19 protein-coding genes are annotated in these 17214 nt (G+C 66.7%); 7 read left to right on the top strand and 12 right to left on the bottom strand.

All coding sequences use genetic code 11. The features are described 5' to 3' along the window. Window positions 1-17: 17 nt before the first annotated feature. Window positions 18-428, bottom strand: a complete 411-nt coding sequence (locus AB0P23_RS14710; RefSeq protein ID WP_027496500.1) for a DUF3499 domain-containing protein — start codon at window positions 426-428, stop codon at window positions 18-20. A gap of 72 nt (window positions 429-500) precedes the next feature. Here AB0P23_RS14710 and AB0P23_RS14705 point away from each other — a divergent pair, with 72 nt between their 5' ends. Next, window positions 501-986 carry a metallopeptidase family protein gene (locus AB0P23_RS14705; RefSeq protein ID WP_027496499.1) on the top strand — a complete coding sequence of 162 codons (486 nt, stop codon included), beginning with the start codon at window positions 501-503 and terminating at the stop codon, window positions 984-986. A gap of 43 nt (window positions 987-1029) precedes the next feature. On the opposite strand, the gene AB0P23_RS14700 is transcribed toward AB0P23_RS14705, so the two are convergent. Beyond that, window positions 1030-1263 (bottom strand): WhiB family transcriptional regulator, encoded by a 234-nt coding sequence (locus AB0P23_RS14700; RefSeq protein ID WP_027496498.1) that lies wholly within the window; start codon window positions 1261-1263, stop codon window positions 1030-1032. Window positions 1264-2040: 777 nt separating this feature from the next. On the opposite strand from AB0P23_RS14700, the gene cofD reads away from it, so the two are divergent. The 3 genes from cofD to AB0P23_RS14685 are packed head-to-tail and all read left to right on the top strand — an operon-like array spanning window position 2041 to window position 4961. Beyond that, window positions 2041-3030, top strand: a complete 990-nt coding sequence (gene cofD / locus AB0P23_RS14695) for a 2-phospho-L-lactate transferase (protein ID WP_032366289.1) — start codon at window positions 2041-2043, stop codon at window positions 3028-3030. Between the two features lie 23 nt (window positions 3031-3053). After that, on the top strand, window positions 3054-4406 hold the full coding sequence (locus AB0P23_RS14690; protein ID WP_283541587.1) for a coenzyme F420-0:L-glutamate ligase: 1353 nt from the start codon (window positions 3054-3056) through the stop codon (window positions 4404-4406). Window positions 4407-4412: 6 nt separating this feature from the next. Further along, a complete protein-coding gene (locus AB0P23_RS14685; RefSeq protein ID WP_283541564.1) occupies window positions 4413-4961 on the top strand; it encodes an NUDIX domain-containing protein in 549 nt (182 codons plus the stop codon). Window positions 4962-5000: 39 nt separating this feature from the next. Here the strand turns inward: AB0P23_RS14685 and AB0P23_RS14680 are convergent, their stop codons facing one another. The 3 genes from AB0P23_RS14680 to rfbD are packed head-to-tail and all read right to left on the bottom strand — an operon-like array spanning window position 5001 to window position 7886. Beyond that, the gene (locus AB0P23_RS14680; protein WP_027496494.1) at window positions 5001-6095 is read right to left on the bottom strand and encodes an NDP-sugar synthase; all 1095 of its coding nucleotides are present in this window, start codon (window positions 6093-6095) and stop codon (window positions 5001-5003) included. Further along, entirely contained in the window at window positions 6085-6996 is a 912-nt protein-coding gene (locus AB0P23_RS14675; protein ID WP_283541565.1) for a glycosyltransferase family 2 protein, read from the bottom strand. The genes AB0P23_RS14680 and AB0P23_RS14675 overlap by 11 nt, the downstream gene beginning before the upstream one ends. A 38-nt stretch (window positions 6997-7034) precedes the next feature. Continuing rightward, window positions 7035-7886 carry a dTDP-4-dehydrorhamnose reductase gene (gene rfbD, locus AB0P23_RS14670; RefSeq protein ID WP_283541566.1) on the bottom strand — a complete coding sequence of 284 codons (852 nt, stop codon included), beginning with the start codon at window positions 7884-7886 and terminating at the stop codon, window positions 7035-7037. Window positions 7887-8365: 479 nt separating this feature from the next. Between rfbD and AB0P23_RS14665 the strand changes: the two genes are divergently transcribed. Together AB0P23_RS14665 and AB0P23_RS14660 are read left to right on the top strand one after the other, a co-directional pair. Continuing rightward, window positions 8366-9796, top strand: a complete 1431-nt coding sequence (locus AB0P23_RS14665; RefSeq protein ID WP_283541588.1) for an LCP family protein — start codon at window positions 8366-8368, stop codon at window positions 9794-9796. Between the two features lie 55 nt (window positions 9797-9851). Further along, complete coding sequence (locus AB0P23_RS14660) at window positions 9852-10562, top strand: TIGR03089 family protein (protein WP_283541567.1); 711 nt, start codon at window positions 9852-9854, stop codon at window positions 10560-10562. 9 nt (window positions 10563-10571) lie between these two features. On the opposite strand, the gene AB0P23_RS14655 is transcribed toward AB0P23_RS14660, so the two are convergent. The 3 genes from AB0P23_RS14655 to AB0P23_RS14645 are packed head-to-tail and all read right to left on the bottom strand — an operon-like array spanning window position 10572 to window position 12716. After that, window positions 10572-10961, bottom strand: coding sequence for a hypothetical protein (locus tag AB0P23_RS14655; RefSeq protein WP_032372702.1), 390 nt, complete (start codon window positions 10959-10961; stop codon window positions 10572-10574). Then, entirely contained in the window at window positions 10958-11470 is a 513-nt protein-coding gene (purE, locus tag AB0P23_RS14650; RefSeq protein WP_094717664.1) for a 5-(carboxyamino)imidazole ribonucleotide mutase, read from the bottom strand. The genes AB0P23_RS14655 and purE overlap by 4 nt, the downstream gene beginning before the upstream one ends. Then, window positions 11463-12716, bottom strand: coding sequence for a 5-(carboxyamino)imidazole ribonucleotide synthase (locus AB0P23_RS14645; RefSeq protein WP_027496486.1), 1254 nt, complete (start codon window positions 12714-12716; stop codon window positions 11463-11465). The genes purE and AB0P23_RS14645 overlap by 8 nt, the downstream gene beginning before the upstream one ends. A 167-nt stretch (window positions 12717-12883) precedes the next feature. Here AB0P23_RS14645 and AB0P23_RS14640 point away from each other — a divergent pair, with 167 nt between their 5' ends. Beyond that, entirely contained in the window at window positions 12884-13438 is a 555-nt protein-coding gene (locus AB0P23_RS14640) for a GtrA family protein (RefSeq protein ID WP_032366285.1), read from the top strand. A gap of 12 nt (window positions 13439-13450) precedes the next feature. Here the strand turns inward: AB0P23_RS14640 and AB0P23_RS14635 are convergent, their stop codons facing one another. From AB0P23_RS14635 to AB0P23_RS14620, 4 genes are read right to left on the bottom strand one after another with little or no spacing between them, the layout of a single operon-like run. Next, a complete protein-coding gene (locus tag AB0P23_RS14635) occupies window positions 13451-14770 on the bottom strand; it encodes a HAMP domain-containing sensor histidine kinase (protein WP_027496485.1) in 1320 nt (439 codons plus the stop codon). Between the two features lie 6 nt (window positions 14771-14776). After that, complete coding sequence (locus AB0P23_RS14630) at window positions 14777-15457, bottom strand: response regulator transcription factor (RefSeq protein WP_027496484.1); 681 nt, start codon at window positions 15455-15457, stop codon at window positions 14777-14779. Window positions 15458-15496: 39 nt separating this feature from the next. Continuing rightward, window positions 15497-16096 (bottom strand): PH domain-containing protein, encoded by a 600-nt coding sequence (locus tag AB0P23_RS14625; protein WP_287451605.1) that lies wholly within the window; start codon window positions 16094-16096, stop codon window positions 15497-15499. A 47-nt stretch (window positions 16097-16143) separates the two neighbouring features. Continuing rightward, window positions 16144-16980: a biotin--[acetyl-CoA-carboxylase] ligase gene (locus AB0P23_RS14620; protein ID WP_032372888.1), complete on the bottom strand. Its 837-nt coding sequence runs from the start codon at window positions 16978-16980 to the stop codon at window positions 16144-16146. Window positions 16981-17214 lie beyond the last annotated feature (234 nt).

Genomic DNA, 17214 nt, shown 5'->3' with positions numbered 1-17214 from the left:
CGTTCTGCGCAGGGGGTCTAGGACGTGGGATCGGGTAGAACTCTGAGGTGTCCGCGCCGGCCGGTTCGGACGGCAGGCGTGGCCCGTCGCTCGGTGTCCTGGTGGCGGGCGGGCGACCGGTCACCGCTGTCTCGCTCCTCGGAGCGCGTCCGGTCTCCCCGACCGGCTTCGCGTACGGCCTCGGCCAGCGCGGTCAGATCGTCCTCGTCGGGGGTCGATGTCGAGTAACCACCCTCGTACCGCACGAGCTCCCAGCCCTTGGGTGCCGTGGTCGTCGAGGCATGGACCTCGCACAGGTCCCAGGAGTGCGGTTCGTCCACGGTGGCCAGCGGACCGACGACCGCAGTGGAGTCGGAGTAGACATATGTGAGCGTCGCAACGGCAGAACGGTTGCAACCAGGCCTGCAGCAGCCACGCAGTGATCTCACGAGTGCAGAGTATCCGGTACGTGCAACCGACCGAACGACCGACACACCGGACAGCCGCGATAACCTGCCCCCATGCCTCAGTTCTCTTCCGCGCGCAGGATCACGTCGCGGTCCGTTGCGCGGCACGGCCGCGGCATCCGCGGACCGGTGCTGCCCGAGGACCTACCTGCCCGGCGATCACGTGCAGAGAAGTTCGACCGGCTGGTACTCGACGCGTTCGCGCGCATCGACCACCGGTGGCACGACAAGCTCTCGAAGCTCGACATCGCCGTCGACGACGTGCCCAAGATCAGGGCGTTGGACCCGGAATCGGTCACGTGGCCGCCCGAGGTGGTCGCAGAAGGACCGGTACCCCTGTCGCGACTGGTCCCCGCAGGGATCGACAAGCGCGGAGAGACGACACGCGCCCGTGTGGTGCTGTTCCGGCGTCCGCTCGAGCGGCGCGCCAAGCATCCGGAAGATTTGGAGGACCTACTGTTCGAGGTCCTGGTCGAGCAGGTAGCGACATATTTGGGGATCGATCCAGACGAGGTGGACCCCGCCAGCGCCGAGCCGTGATGCAGCGTCGGCTCGTGGGTGGATCCTCCTGAGCGCGTTCGGCTCAGCCGATCCCGCGCTTCAGCCGACGACGCTCACGCTCGGACAGTCCGCCCCAGATTCCGAATCGCTCGTCGTTGGCGAGAGCGTATTCGAGGCATTCGTCCTTGACCTCGCAGCCGAGACAGATTCGCTTCGCTTCGCGGGTGGAGCCGCCCTTTTCGGGAAAGAAGGCTTCGGGATCGGTCTGAGCGCACAGGGCGCGCTCCTGCCACTGATCCTCGATCTCCTCGAACATCTCGTCGAAACCCGCCACGAGACTCAGGAACGGCTTGGCGGGTGGAACCGATTCGGCCACGAACGGCATCGAATCGGCGTCGTTGTCCGAGTCGTCGTTATCGACGTCGTCGACATCCGGGCTGTCGACATCAGGGCTGTCGATGTCCTGATCGATTTGCACGGCGTCACTCGAGAGTTCGCCGTCGACTGCATCGTTCGACGGGGTCACGTACGCAGAACCGGCGTCGACGGAGACGCTCGAATCCACGCCGGAATCGGACTCGGTTTGCGGCGCGTCGTCGACAGCGCTGAGGTGTGCAGTGGGTCCGCCCCGCTGATCACGTGTCACGTGCTGGTCATACATCGCTTCCGCCTCCTCACCTGTGGTAGCGCAGATATTTCGGTCCTCGTAATCTCGAATACCTTGCCCCGCGCCGGTATTCGATCGAGCTGGTACGTCCGAGCCGGCTCTCCACCCGTCCAACTCTCGACCTCTACTCCACGTCCACTCAGGGACGAACAGGAAGGGAACGAGTGTTCGAAACCAGGTTCGCTGCAGTCGAACTCGTGCCGCGAACGCTGAATGACATACCTGTGATTAGACACGTACAGGTGTGTCGCGGTCAAGCCGATCGCACAAATCCAATACCATCCCATGCCCGAAATCGGCTGTCTCCCCGAATCGGAGCGCGTCCCGTGCGTGTCGCGGCGGTTCTCGGGCTCGGATCCCGGCCCCGCGGACGGTCCGGGTGGGCGCTCACCCGGGCGGGCGGCAACCGCACTAGGCTCGCATGTTGTGAAAGTTACTGTTCTGGTCGGTGGCGTCGGTGGCGCACGGTTCCTCCAGGGGCTCAAATCCCTGTTCGGCGACTCCCTTCTCGGCGACGAACCCGAGAACGAGATCACGGCGGTGGTCAACGTCGGCGACGACGTCTGGATGCACGGCCTTCGCATCTGCCCGGATCTCGACACGTGCATGTACACCCTCGGAAACGGAATCGACACCGAGCGCGGCTGGGGCCGGGTCGCGGAGACCTGGAACGCCCGCGACGAGTTGGCCGCCTACGGAGCAGATCCCGACTGGTTCGGCCTCGGCGACAGGGACATCGCCACGCACTTGATCCGCAGTCGCATGCTGCGCACCGGATTTCCGCTGTCGGCCGTCACCGAGGCACTGTGCAACCGATGGCAGCCCGGGGTCCGATTGCTGCCGGTCACCGACGACCGCTCGGAAACACACGTCGTGGTCACCGACCCCGACGACCCCAGCGGCGAGCAGCAACGCGCAATCCACTTCCAGGAGTGGTGGGTTCGCTACCGCGCGCAGATTCCCACGCACAGTTTCGCTCATATCGGTGCCGAACAGGCCACTGCCGCACCGGGAGTCGCCGAAGCGATCGCCGAGGCCGACGCGGTGATCCTGGCCCCGTCCAACCCGGTGGTCAGTGTCGGCGCAATTCTTGCCGTACCCGGCATCCGCGGCGCACTCCGCACCACCGCCGCCAAGGTCGTCGGCCTGTCCCCGGTGGTGGACGGTAAACCGTTGCGCGGCATGGCAGACGAGTGCCTCTCGGTCATCGGCGTCGAGACGACGGCCGAGGCCGTCGGCCGCCTCTACGGAAGCCGAAGCGGCACCGGCATTCTCGACGCCTGGCTGGTGCACAGCACCGACTCGGCGGTGGTCGACGGAGTCGACGTGCAGTCGATTCCGTTGCTGATGACCGACCCGGAGACCACAGCGGTGATGGCCCGCACCGCCCTGCGCGCAGCCGGACTCGAACTGTGACCGCCCCACGCGACGTGGCGTCGATGCCGGAGGCTCCCGGTGACCACGCACCGGGCGGATCGATCGAAATCCTGCCGGTCACGGGACTTCCCGAGTTTCGTCCGGGCGACGATCTCGCCGCAGCGATCGTCGACCGAGCGCCCTGGCTGCGCGACGGAGACGTCCTCGTGGTCACCAGCAAGATCGTCTCCAAGGTCGAGGGACGTCTGGTGCCCGCACCGCAGGACCCCAAGGAGCGGGACGCGGCCCGCCGGGTCCTCGTCGATCAGGAGGCCGTTCGCGTCGTCGCCCGAAAAGGCCGGACACTCATCACCGAGAACCGCCTCGGCATCGTGCAAGCCGCGTCGGGTATCGACGGGTCCAACGTCGACGGCAGCGAACTGGCGCTGCTCCCGGAGAATCCCGACGCCAGCGCGGCGGCTCTTCGGCGAGCACTGCACGCGTCGGCCGGAGTCACCGTGGCTGTCGTGATCACCGACACGATGGGCCGGGCCTGGCGGATCGGTCAGACCGATGCCGCGATCGGGTCTGCCGGCCTGGCGGTCGTCCATCGATACGCCGGGGCAGAAGACGGCCAGGGCAACGAACTGATCGTCACCGAAGTCGCCATCGCCGACGAGCTCGCTGCGGCAGGCGATCTCGTGAAGGGCAAGCTGGGTGGCGTTCCGATAGCCGTCGTCCGCGGCCTGTCACCGGTCGACGACGGCTCCACCGCCGCCACGCTGCTGCGCGGCGGCGAAGACGATTTGTTCTGGCTGGGAACCGCCGAGGCACTCGAACGTGGTCGACGTGAGGCCCTGCTCCGCCGGCGGTCGGTTCGATCGTTCTCCCCCGACGCAGTCGACCCGGACTCGATTCGTGACGCCGTCGCGGACGCCCTCACCGCCCCCGCCCCGCATCACACCCACCCCGTCAGATTCGTCTGGATCAGAACGCCCGCGGTGCGTCGACGACTGCTCGAGACCATGCGCGAGCAGTGGCGAGCCGATCTGGCCGGAGACGGGCTGACCGAGGACCGCATCGCCGCGAGGCTGAGCCGCGGTGACATTCTGTTCGATGCGCCGGAAATCGTGATTCCGTTCTGTGTGCCGGACGGGGCGCACACCTATCCCGACGAGAGGCGTCGCGCAGCGGAGGACACCATGTTCACCGTGGCGGTCGGTGCCGCCGTTCAGGGTTTGCTCGTCGCCCTGGCCGTTCGCGATCTCGGTAGCTGCTGGATCGGTTCGACGATCTTCGCCGCCGATACCGTCCGCGCCGAGCTCGGCTTGCGTGCGGACTGGAAAGCATTGGGGGCCATCGCAATCGGACACCCCAGCGAGCCGCTGGCGGTACGAGATCCGGCCGCGCCCGGGTCTTCGCTGGTGGAGCTCTGACCGACGATGTCCGCTTCCTCACTGTGGCAGTCCGCGGCCGAGACACTCGATCGATGGGCACCGACCGACTCCAGGGACGAATCCCTTCGACACACCGTGATCGCCTTTCTGCACAGCAATCCCGACGCGTGTCTTCGCGCGAACGAGGCCGGCCACATCACGGCATCGTCGCTGGTACTCGACGCGTCGGGACGACACGTTCTGCTGACCCTGCATCCCCGGGTGGGCCGGTGGATTCAGCTGGGCGGTCACTGCGAACCCGAGGACGAGACGGTCGTCGCCGCAGCGCTGCGCGAGGCGACCGAAGAATCCGGAATTACCGATCTGTCGATCGATCCCGAGTTGCTCTCGGCGCACACTCACCCGATCACGTGCTCACTGGGTAAGCCGACCCGGCACCTGGACCTGCGGTTCCTGGTGCGCGCCCCGGACGGCGCGCGCGCCGTGCGCAGCGACGAATCGACGGACCTGCGCTGGTGGCCGGTGGACGAACTACCCGACTCGGCCGAGCGCGAGACCATCGACCATCTCGTCGCGCTCGCCGCGCATCGCTGATCCGCCCGGGCGGCCCCGCTCAGCCCCTCGGGACGACGATCAGACGTCGGTGGAGAAGCGCACTCCCCCGTCGGGCAGCTTCACTCCTGGCCATACCCGTGCGCCGCGCAGCAACTCGCACCGAGCTCCGATATCGGCACCGTCACCGATGACGGCGTCACGCACGAGTGCGCGCGGTCCGATGCGGGCTCCGAAACCCAGGATGGATCGTTCGACCACGGCCCCCGCTTCGACGATCGCACCGTCGAACACCACCGCGCCGTCGAGACGAGCGCCTGCGCCGATCTCGGCACCACGTCCGACGACGGTTCCACCGATCAGCAGTGCGCCCGGCGCGACACCCGCTCCGGGGTGAACCAGGGACTCACCGCGATCTCCGTGCAGTGCGGGCGACGGCGCGATCCCGCGAACCAGGTCGGCCGATCCCTTGACGAAATCCTCCGGCGTACCCATGTCGCGCCAGTACGCACTGTCGACGTGCCCGTAGACCTTCTTGTTCTCGGCGAGCAGGGCAGGGAACACCTCTCGCTCCACCGACACCGGCCGGTCGGCTGCGATGGACTCGATGATCTCACGCTTGAACACGTAGCAACCGGCATTGATCTGGTCGGTCGGCGGATCCTGGGTCTTCTCCAGAAACGCGGTGACTCGGCCGTTCTCGTCGGTCGGGACACAACCGAACGCTCGGGGATCGCCGACCCGAACGAGATGCAACGTCACGTCCGCGTCGGTCGTGCGGTGCGTATCGAGCACTGCCGTCAGATCGGTACCACCCAACACGTCACCGTTGAACACCATGACGTTGTCTGCCCGCAGTCGCGGCAGCACGTTTCTGATTCCGCCGCCGGTGCCCATGGGCTCGGTCTCGAACACGTACTCGAGTTCGATGCCCAACGCCGACCCGTCGCCGAAATGTTGCTCGAACACTTCGGCTTTGAACGACGTTCCGAGAACCACGTGTTCGATGCCCGCAGCCTTGATCCTGGCCAGCAGGTGGGTGAGAAACGGGAGTCCTGCAGTCGGGAGCATCGGCTTCGGTGCCGACAGAGTCAACGGGCGCAGTCGAGTTCCCTTGCCGCCGACCAAGATCACTGCATCCGTCCGTGCGGCGACCGATGGGGAACTATCCGACATGTCCAGCCTCTGTTCTCTCGTCCGACGGTCGTTCTTCACGAGCTCGGGCCCGAAGCGCCGAAGTCACAACGACCTTCGAGCGAAGACCGAGACCCGCGCGCAGCGCCCATCGTAGTGGAGCCTGCCACACCCGGTCGTGTCTGTCGGCCTGGAATCGGTAGGCGCTGGTGTGGTGTGCGGGCAGCATCACTTCCGGATGCCGTCCTGCCGCATGGCCTTTCGAGTGCGTGACCTCGACCTCGGGTACGTAGACGTTCTGCCAACCCGCCCTACCGAGCCGGTCGCCGAGGTCCACGTCCTCCATGTACATGAAGTAGCGCGAATCGAACCCGTCGATGGAGTCGAACGCCGCGCGGCGAAGCAACAGGCATGATCCCGACAGCCATCCCACCGGCCGCTCGGACACCGTCTCGTTCTCCTGGCGGTATCGCCGAGTCCACGGATTGGTCGGCCAGAGCTTGCCCAGAATTGCGTGGCCGGCCCCGGACGTCAGATCGGGCACCGATCGCGCGGACGGGTATCGCGACCCGTCCGGCTCACGAATGAGTGGGCCCAGCGAACCTGCGCGCGGCCATCGCGCCGCGGCGTCGAGCAATCCGTCAAGGGACCCGGGGTGCCACCTGACATCCGGATTGGCGACCACGACGAATTCGACCTCGGGGTCGACCGCGGCGATCGCCCGATTGACGGCAGCGCCGTAGCCGATGTTGGCGCCGGTACGCAGCAATTCTGCTTCCGCGAACGCCGCCTCGGCAGCTTCCGGAGTGCCGTCGACCGACCCGTTGTCGGCCATGATGACTCGCACGGGCCGAGTCGTGGACTCGCGTAGAGACGTCAGAAATTGCTCGAGGTATTCGCCGGGGGAATAGGTCACCGTCACCACGGCCAGGTCGGAACTCACGCGGGCAAGACTAGCCCGAGGCGAGCATCGATCCCGCATCACGACCGAGCAAGAGCCGCCGTCAGAGCCTCGGACCAGGTGCGGGGCGCACCGAGCCCGGCTGCGGACCACGCATTCGGTGACAGCACCGAGTATGCGGGCCGAGGTGCCGGGACGACGTACTCTGCGCTCGAACACGGTCGCACCCGGTCGGGGTCGGCACCGATTCCCGAGAACACTGCCCGGGCGAGGTCGTACCAGCTCGCCTGCCCGGCGTTGGTGAAGTGAAGGGTCCGGCCGGTCACCGTCGCGTCGGCTTCGATCTCGAGCAGACCGGCGGCCAGGTCGAGGGCGAAGGTGGGCGATCCGATCTGGTCGTCGACCACCGAGACGGTCTCCCGCTCGCCTTCGAGTCTTCGCATCGTGGTGACGAAGTTCTTGCCGGTGTTGTCGTAGACCCATGCGGTGCGCACGATGACGGCCTCGGGAAGTTCCTCACGTACCGCCGTTTCCCCGGCCAACTTGGTGCGTCCGTACACGGACTTCGGCGCGGTCGCCGCGTCGACGTCGTACGGCTCGGTCGCTGTGCCGTCGAACACATAGTCGGTGGAAATGTGAATCAGTCGTGCACCGACACGCCCGCACGCCCGCGCGAGATTTCGAGGACCGTCGGCATTGACGGCCATGGCCCTGGACTCGTCGGTTTGGGCGGCATCGACGGCGGTGTATGCGGCGCAGTTGACGACGGTCGCACCCGCAGTCACCACGGCGTCGACGGCATCGGGGTCGGTGATGTCCAGGTCGGCGGACGAATAGCCGTGCACCTCGACGTCGGAATCACGCTCGGCGGCGAGCGAGACCACCCGTCGGCCCAACTGGCCGTGTGCACCGGTCACCACGATCGCATTCACGGTTGCCAAGTGTGGCACGCCGCGGTCGGTTCGGCGAGAGCGCGGCCGATCGCCAGTAACCTTCGAGTCGGGGGGAGTGAACGTCTGTCGGTGGGTGTCCATGCCTGCCGGAAACGAGGAAAGGGTCGAAGGTGCCACGAGATTCAGGCACGCACGGAGGTGAGCGCACGCCCCCACCACACCGGCGCACCTCGCGGCGAGCCGACGGCGACGGCCTGCGCGGCGACCGACGCGACCGTGACATCGACCCTCGCGCGCCCCGCGGGCGCGACTCTCAGGATCGCCCTGTTCGTCCCCCTGCAGACGGCGAACCGGGCGTGCATCGCCGAGGCGGCGTACGCGGCGACGAACGACGAACCACGGCCGGCCGTGCACGACGACCGCAGCGCGAGCCCCGAGGCGACGACCGACGACCGGACGCAGGCGAGGCACCCCGCCGACCGGGCGCAGGCGGTCGCTGGCCGGCGACGCACGTTGCCGTGGCCGTGTTGTCGGTACTCGTCCTGTTGGTGACCGGCTTCGCGTGGCGCAGCGTGGACAGTCTGCGGTCGAACATCGCCACTGCGGGCGGCCTCGGTCTGGGCGGCGCAGCGGACGGCGCGGTCGACATCCTGATGGTCGGCACCGACAGCCGCACCGACGCCCACGGCAACGCGCTCTCACCGGAAGAACTGGCCTCGCTGAACGCAGGCGAGGAAGTTGCGTCGAACACGGACACGATCGTGTTGATCCGCGTCCCGAACGACGGCTCGTCGGCCACTGCCATCTCCATCCCGCGCGACTCGTACGTCGAGGTGCCCGGGATCGGAATGTCCAAGATCAACGCCGCGTACGGAGCGACCAAGGAGAACAAACGGCTCGAGCTGGTCGAGCAGGGAGTCTCCGATGCCGACGCCGAACCGCAGGCCACCGAGGCCGGACGCGAAGCGCTGATCGATTCCGTCGCCAACCTGACCGGCATCACGGTCGATCACTACGCAGAGGTCGGCCTGCTCGGTTTCGTTCTGCTGACCGACGCCGTCGGCGGAGTAGCGGTATGCCTGAACAATCCGGTCCAGGAGCCGCTGTCGGGTGCGAACTTCGCCGCCGGTGAGCAGAACCTGTCCGGTTCGCAGGCGCTGAGTTTCGTCCGGCAACGACACGATCTGCCCCGCGGTGACCTGGACCGGATCGTGCGCCAGCAAGTCTTCATGGCCTCCCTCGTACGCAGTGTGCTCAGCGCCAAGACGTTGAGCAATCCGAGCAAGCTCGGTCAGCTCAGTACCGCGGTGCAGCGGTCGGTCACCCTCGATTCGGACTGGGACATCCTGCAGTTCGCCACTCGCCTGCAGGATCTCGCCGGTGGCAAGGTCAAGTTCGAGACCATCCCCGCGGTCGACATCAATGCGACGACCGACTACGGCGAATCCATCGTGCAGGTCGACCCGGCAGCAGTGAAGAAATACGTCGCCGGACTACTCGAGGACGGGAACTCCGCCGAGACCAACGCCGAGAATTCGGATGCGCCGGCCGTCGATCCGTCGACGGTGACGGTGGACGTCGCGAACGACAGCGGTATCGAAGGTCTGGCCAACGGTGTGGCCGGATCATTGACGGCGCTCGGGTACGTCGGTGGCACCATCGGCAACTACGAGGGCTCGTCCATCTCCACGAGCCGCATCCAGACCGCCGACGTGGACAGCGACGCCGCTCGCGCCGTGTCGGCAGCACTCGGTGGCCTGCAGATCACCGCCGACGACACCATGGCGGCCGATGCCGTCCGGGTCGTGCTCGCCGACGACTATGCCGGCCCCGGCTCGGGTCAGGCCGCGACGGCCGAAACCGTGGCACCCGAAGCAGGTACAGCAGTCCCCGAGGAACCTGCGGCACCGATCGACGCGGGTTCCACCGGCCCCATGTGCGTGAACTGACGGTACGAACGCAGTGCGGAGGTCGGGGCGGGTAGGCGTCGACTAGGGTCGTGGTGTGGCTTCGAACCTGACTCAAACCCTGCTCGAGCCGATCCTGGCGGCAGACCCGGCCGGTCCCCGCATCACGTACTACGACGATGCCACCGGCGAGCGGGTCGAGGTGTCCGCCGTGACACTGGCGAACTGGGCGGCCAAGACTGCCAACCTGCTCCGTGACGAGTTCGCACTCGATCAGGGCGCGCGCGTGTGCGTGCTGTTGCCGGCGCACTGGCAGACCGCTGCCGTACTTCTGGGAATCTGGTGGACCGGCGGCGAGGTGGTGCTCGGTGCAGACGACTCCGCGGATCTCGCGCTGGTGCACGGCGACCGCCTCGACGACGCACCCGACGTCGACGAAGTTCTGGCGCTCTCGCTCGATGCCTTCGGCAAGGCAGTCCCCGATCTGCCCCTCGGGATGACCGACTACGCCACCTCGGTTCGCGTACACGGTGACCAATTCAGGGCAAACGGATCCGGGTCCGCGGCATTGGACGGCCGCTCGGTGGACGACGTCCTCGCCGCAGCAAGAGAACGCGCCGAGGCCCATTCTCTCTCGGCCGCGGACCGAGTGTTGTCCAGTGCATCCTGGACCAACGCCGACGAGTTGATCGACGGACTGCTCTCGGTGCTCGCGGCCGGAGCGTCGTTGGTACAGGTGGCCAACTCCGACGAGAGCAAGAAGGAACGACGCATCGACACCGAGAAGGTCACGACGACCCTCGACTGACTTGTCGCCTCATCCGGTCGGGCGGTAGCCGCCGTCCGCGAGTCCCGCTTCGATCTCGAACCGGTTGGCGCTGCCGCGGTGACGCGCTTCCTCGACGAGGTAGCGGAACGGAAAGGTCAGCCCGAACCTCGCCCACTGGTCGGCGTGAATCGCCTCGTGCCGCAGCACCCGACGGGCGGTGTTGTTCGCCGTCAGGTAGGCCCCACCGAATGTGGTTCCGCCGCGGCCGAATCCGCCGCGCAGGCCGGAACACACGAAGATCGAGAACTCGTCGTCGAAACGCGCCGTTCCGCCCCACAGCTGCGCGTAGCGCAGTGCCAGCCGGGTCACCGACACCGACTGCCACTTGCCGCGGCCGGCTCGTCGAATCTGCTCGCGCCGCGACGCCGCGGCACTCATCCCAGCAGCGTGGTTCGCAGTGCCGCGTCCTTGTCCAGAACCATGGCCTCGAGAGAGGACTGGAAGGCCGACATCCGTTGCTGCAGAACAGGATCGGACGCTCCCAGAATCCGGACGGCGAGCAACCCCGCATTGCGAGCACCACCGATGGAGACCGTCGCAACGGGCACACCGGCCGGCATCTGCACGATCGAGAGCAGCGAGTCCATACCGTCGAGATACTTCAGCGGTACCGGAACGCCGATGACCGGCAGTGGCGTCGCCGACGCCACCATGCCCGGCAGGTGCGCCGCTCCCCCGGCACCGGCGATGATCACTTTGATTCCGCGACCGGCGGCCTCGCGGGCGTAGTCGAGCATCCGCTGAGGTGTGCGATGCGCCGAGACCACGCCGACCTCGAAACGAATACCGAACTCCGCCAGCGCTTCTGCTGCGGCCTCCATGGTCGGCCAGTCGGAATCGCTGCCCATGATCAGGCCTACGACGGCGGTACCGGATTCGTCAGTCATGGTGCGGGTCCCATCCGTCGGTCCATTCGGCGTGCGACATCCAATGCGCTGCACGTTCGGCTCGTTCACGTACGGCCGCCACGTAGGCCGGGTCGCCGAGCGATCCGGACCTCGCGCCCAGAATGTTCACGTGGCCGATCTTTCGGTCTTTCCGCTCGGTCTTGCCGTACAGGTGCACCTTGGCGTCGGGCATGCGCGCGAACAGGTGATGCAGGCGTTCGTCCATCGTCATCTCCGGCGCTTCGGGCGCACCCAGGATGTTCGCCATCACCGTCAACGGTGCCAGTGGATCGGTGTCACCCAGCGGGTAGTCCAGCACCGCACGCAGATGCTGCTCGAACTGCGAGGTGCGGCAGCCGTCCATGGTCCAGTGACCGGAGTTGTGCGGCCGCATGGCCAGCTCGTTCACCAGAAGCTTGCCCGAGGTGGTCTCGAACAGCTCGACCGCGAGGTCTCCGACGACGCCGAGGGCACCCGCGATATCGAGCGCCAGCCGACCGGCGTACGTGGCGACGTCCTCGTCCAGGTCGGGAGCCGGGGCCAGAACCACCGCGCATTGTCCGTGTCGTTGCACGGTCTGTACGACGGGCCACGCAGCACCCTGACCGAACGGCGATCGCGCGACCATCGCCGACAACTCGCGGCGCATGGCGACCTTCTCCTCGACCATGAGCGGCACACCGAGGTCGAGCTGGGCAGTGACGATCTCTTCGGCTTCCTCGGCGTCGGCGGGCATCCAGACACCGCGGCCGTCGTAGCCGCCGCGGACCGCCTTGAGGACAACCGGCCACCCGTGTTCGTCACCGAACGCAATGGCGTCCTGCGCCCACGACACCTCCGCGTACGCCGGTCCGGGTGCCCCCAGCTCTTCGAGCTTTCGACGCATGCGCAGTTTGTCCTGCGCGAAGATCAGCGCGCTCGGTGGCGGCTGGACGTTGACGCCCTCGGCGACCAGGGTCTCGAGGTGCTCCGTCGGCACGTGCTCGTGGTCGAAGGTCAGGGCGTTGGATCCGGTCGCGGCCGTGCGCAGCGCATCGAGGTCGTCGTGCAGCCCGAACACGACGTCGGGGCTCACCTGAGCCGCCGGCTCGTCTGCGCCCGCGGCGAGCACGCGCAGCGTTTGGCCGAGTTCGATGGCCGACTGATGGGTCATGCGGGCCAGCTGACCTCCGCCGATCATCGTCACGACGGGCATTCCGGTCGACGACGGGCGCGCAGCGGTGGGGCGCGGTTCGGTACCTGTCACGGCTCACCATGGTGTCATGTCCTGCCGGTTCGGGCCGAACCGGCAGTCGCACGGCGGTCGTCGTTGTCGCGAAGAACGTGGAAACACTGTCGTCAAGACTGTGGAAACGCTGATGAACAGAGCGTCGGTTCGCCGGATCGGGCGTTCGTTTCGTAGACTTCACCGTTGTGCCGACGATCGACAGCGTGCTTCAGCGCTTACCCAAGCCCATCAGGGACCTTGCGATCCGGCACAGCGAGTTGATCAAGTTCGCCATCGTGGGCGGTACGACGATGGTGTTCGACCTCGTCATCTTCTACTCGCTGAGCCTGACGGTGCTCGAGCAGAAGCCGGTGATCGCGAAGATCATCTCGGGCGTGCTCGCCACCCTGCTCAGCTATTTCCTCAACCGTGAGTGGGCCTTCAAGCACCGCGGCGGGCGCGAACGCCACCACGAAGCGCTTCTCTTCTTCGCCATCAGCGGCATCGGAGTGCTCATCGCCGCCGGTCCGCTGTGGATCGCGAACAACATCTTCGACATCCGCGACACCAACGAGTCGCTGACGATGGTGGTCGTCATCGACTTCGTGCTGAACTACATCATCGGCAACCTGCTCCAGATGGCGTTCCGCTTCTGGGCGCTGCGTCGCTTCGCTTTTCCCGAGGACAACGCGCGCACCATCCTGGAAGTGGACGCCGAGCGCAACGGGGATCCGACCGACGCATCGAACGCGCTCGACTGACCCCCAGTTCGGTCAGCGTGGTTCGCGCCGCGAGAGCGCGGGCGACGATTCGCGCCGAGCGGGCAGGAACACCGAGAACAGTGCCGGTCGTCTGCGCTGTAGTTCCAACCGTCCGCCGTCGGCCTCGATCAGGGCCCGGGCCAGCGCGAGACCGACTCCGGTCGAACCGGCTCCGGAGAATCCGCGGTCGAAGATGTGGGGTGCCAGTTCGTTGCTCACCCCTGGACCCTCGTCGGACACCTCGACACAGACCAGTTTCTCTCGCCGCCGGTCGGTCCCCTCGGCGGCGGACACGGCGCGCACGGCAACCGTGCAGGCACCGTCGCCGTGCACCAGAGAGTTGTCGACCAGTACCGACACGGCCTCGCGCAGACGCGAGCCGGTCACCGACGCCTGGAGGTCGGCGTCGCCCTTGAGCACCAGACTCCGACCTGCATCGTCGAAATTTCGCTGCCATTCGACCACCGTGCCGGTCAGTTCCTCGATGACCGATACCTCGTGCGCATCGGCGGCGCCGTCGCTGCGGGAGGAGCGGACGAGTTCGTCGATGGCCAGGGTCAACCGATCGACCTGATCCATCGCCTCGTTCGCCTCGTCGACCACCGCGGGGTCCGGATGGGTGGAGATCTCGTCCAACCGCAGTCGAACGGCGGTCAGGCGGCTACGAAGTTGATGCGAGACGTCGGCAACCAACGTGTGTTCGCGCTGCAGCCGCCCGGCGATCTCGACGGTGGCCGAGTCGAGAACCTCCGACACCCGGTCCAGCTCGGCAATGCCGTGCCGACGCGGGTCCGGCCGAAAGTCGCCCTCGGCCAGTCGGGCCGCCCGCCGCGCGACGTCCTGCAACGGATCGGCCAGTCGCTTGGCGGTGAGCACGGCCACCACGGTTCCTGCCAGCGCGGACGCCAGGACCACCAGAGTCACCGCGCCGAGAGCCTGCCGCTGCAGTGAACGCATGTCGTCGGACGGTACTTCGAGTCGCAGTGATCCCGAGGTCCCCATCGACAACGATTCGACGAGTGGCCGGGGGACGGATGCCTGGCCGATGTCGGCACGGGACGCGGCGTCCTCCGGCGTCGGATAGATGACGACGAGGCGGCCACCCTGCGGAATCGCCAGACGCAGCGAACCGATGTCGAGTTGACCCTCGATCAGTCCGGCCGACCCCTCCTGCGAGATGATCTCCGCGGCCATTCGGTCGAGGCGTGCCTGCAGATCGTTTCGAGTGAAGTCCTCGACCCACAGCCAGGCCGTGTACATCAGCGGCAGCCCGAGCAGCAGGGCCGTCATGATGACGACAGCGAGAATGGAGACCAGGATTCGACGCCGCATCGACGACTAGTCGCTGTTGATGCGGAATCCGACACCGCGAACGGTCGCGATGCGACGCTCCGCCACCGGTCCTTCGTCGCCGATCTTGCGGCGCAACCAGGACATGTGCATGTCGAGGGTCTTGGATCCGCGCAACTCCGCGTCGCCCCACACCTCGCGCAAGATGACCTCCCGCGAGACCACCTGACCGGCGTGATCGAGCAGCACCTTGAGCAACTCGTATTCCTTGTTGGCCAGCGAGATCTCGGTACCTCCGACGAGCACCCGTCGGGCGGCCGGTTCGAGGCGAATTGCACCGACCTCGATCGGAACGTCCTCGCCGGCACCGCGTCGACGCAGGAGCGCTCGAACCCGAGCCATCAGCTCGGCGAGCCGGAACGGCTTGCCCACATAGTCGTCGGCACCGGCGTCGAGGCCGACGACGAAGTCGACCTCGTCCGTGCGCGCGGTGAGCATCAACACGGCCACCTCGGACCGGTTGGCGCGGACCTGACGGCACACTTCGAGGCCGTCCATTCCGGGCAGCCCCAGGTCCAGGATCAGCAAGTCGAATTTGCCGTCGAGAGCACGCTGTAGCGTGGCCGGCCCGGTCTGTTCGACGGTCACGGTGTAGCCCTCGCGCCCGAGGGCACGGGAGAGGGGTGCGGCGATAGCTTCGTCGTCTTCGGCAAGCAGAACATCGGTCACGTCGGCAACCCTACGGTTCGAATGTGAGAACAGCCTGTGTTACCTGCGTTTCCCCGCGCGCCAACCGGGCTTGGACTCGGCCGGTGCATCGTCGGCCATCGGCTCGAATGCTCGGTCCCGATCGTGAACGGACTCGCGACGAAAGTCCATGGAGTCGAATACTTGCTGGTAGAGCAACGAATGGACGCGTTGCACCTGCGGAATGTCGTCGAACTCGAGTGGGTCGTCCGACGCCGACGCGATGATCAGGGTGCCGGTACCGAGCATCCTGTCCAGCAGCCCGTGTCGAAATTGCACGTTGCTGATGCGGCTCATGGGGATGTCGATTCCGGAATGCGTGAGCACACCCTGCCGAACGAGGACCCGACGATCGGTGACGATGAAGTGAGTGCACTTCCAGCTCACGAGCGGAACCAGGCATCGCCACCCGACGATCGCTGCCCACACCACCAGCGCGGCGATCGTGGCCACATCGGCGGCCGTGGATTCGAGTCGGGCAGCTGCGACACCGAGGGCGACGCCGGCGAGACCCGTGGCGAGCACGAACGTGATCGACGGCAGGATCAACATCTTCCAATGCGGGTGACGGTGAAGCAGTAGCTCTTCCTCGTCGGCCAACGCATCCTGTGGGTAACCCACGTGCACTCCTGACTATTCGCGCCGGATCTGCCCGGGTGAAGATGGTCTCACGAGACAGGTCGGAGATGAGTGACGTCGCCGGCGGCCACCGCGAGAACCGAGGGCGATGCGGAGCCGGCACGTTCGACCTCGATCACAATCCGGCCGTGTTCGTCCACATCGACAGCGGTTCCCACTTCGTGCTCGCCGCCGGGGAGGTCGACACGCACTCGCTGTCCGATGGTGCCGCACCGATCTCTGTATCGGTGCGCCAGCGCCTCGGTATCCCAGTGCGCATCCCGCCACGAATCCACCTCGGCGGCCACCCCGCGCAGGATCGCACGCACCAGGGTGTCTCGATCGAGCACCGCGGCCTGTTCGAGCGCGAGTGACGTCGCCGTGGGCACCGGGAGCTCGGCCTCGGTCATCGAGACGTTCACTCCCAGGCCGATGACCACGGTCGGACTCGGTCCGTGGGCGGCTACTTCGGCCAGAATGCCCGAGACCTTCCTACCGCCGATCAGAACGTCGTTCGGCCACTTCAACCGCGCATCGACCTCGGCCACGGTACGCAGCGCATCGACCAGAGCCACGCCGGTCATCAGCGGCAGCCAACCCAGCACCGCCGGGTCGATCCCCGGGAACTTCAGCAGCATCGACAGCAATATCTGCGATCGCGGAGCACCGGAGAACGGACGCGAATGCCTGCCCCGCCCACTCCCCTGATGTTCGGCGATCAAGGCCGTCCGGTCCGCCCGATCTGCCGCCGCAGCGACGAGGTCGGCATTGGTCGAACCGGTCTCGGTCACCACGTCCACCCGAGACCACGAGGCCTGCGGTCCGTCCACCAAGGCTCGACGGAGTGCACGGACGTCGAGCGGTGGGCGATCCAGATTGGTCCACATGACCACCAGCATATGGGTTCGGCACGAACCGACGTCGGCTCGTGAACCACCCTCGGTCGGGGCGCAGATCACACTCGCAGTTAAAGTGTTGCCCCATGACCAGCGTCCAGGATTCCACTGCACCCGGGTCGGCAGATGCACCCGATATCCATACCACTGCGGGTAAATTGGCCGATCTTCGTAAACGTCTGGGGGCTGCGGAGATGCCGTCGGGTGAGGCGGCGGTGGAGCGGG

The organism is Rhodococcus sp. NPDC077669, from assembly GCF_040686915.1.
Classification (GTDB): Bacteria; Actinomycetota; Actinomycetes; order Mycobacteriales; family Mycobacteriaceae; genus Rhodococcoides; species Rhodococcoides fascians.
The sequence above is the reverse complement of the archived record's forward strand: the minus strand, read 5'-3'. Positions and strand labels throughout refer to the sequence as shown.

Coding starts and splice junctions, on each gene's coding strand:
- AB0P23_RS14705 (WP_027496499.1), top strand. CDS start 501: ATGCCTCAGTTCTCTTCCGCGCGCAGGATCACGTCGCGGTCCGTTGCG.
- AB0P23_RS14700 (WP_027496498.1), bottom strand. CDS start 1,263: ATGTTCGAGGAGATCGAGGATCAGTGGCAGGAGCGCGCCCTGTGCGCT.
- AB0P23_RS14690 (WP_283541587.1), top strand. CDS start 3,054: ATGCCGGAGGCTCCCGGTGACCACGCACCGGGCGGATCGATCGAAATC.
- AB0P23_RS14685 (WP_283541564.1), top strand. CDS start 4,413: ATGTCCGCTTCCTCACTGTGGCAGTCCGCGGCCGAGACACTCGATCGA.
- AB0P23_RS14680 (WP_027496494.1), bottom strand. CDS start 6,095: ATGTCGGATAGTTCCCCATCGGTCGCCGCACGGACGGATGCAGTGATC.
- AB0P23_RS14655 (WP_032372702.1), bottom strand. CDS start 10,961: ATGAGTGCCGCGGCGTCGCGGCGCGAGCAGATTCGACGAGCCGGCCGC.
- purE (WP_094717664.1), bottom strand. CDS start 11,470: ATGACTGACGAATCCGGTACCGCCGTCGTAGGCCTGATCATGGGCAGC.
- AB0P23_RS14635 (WP_027496485.1), bottom strand. CDS start 14,770: ATGCGGCGTCGAATCCTGGTCTCCATTCTCGCTGTCGTCATCATGACG.
- AB0P23_RS14620 (WP_032372888.1), bottom strand. CDS start 16,980: ATGTGGACCAATCTGGATCGCCCACCGCTCGACGTCCGTGCACTCCGT.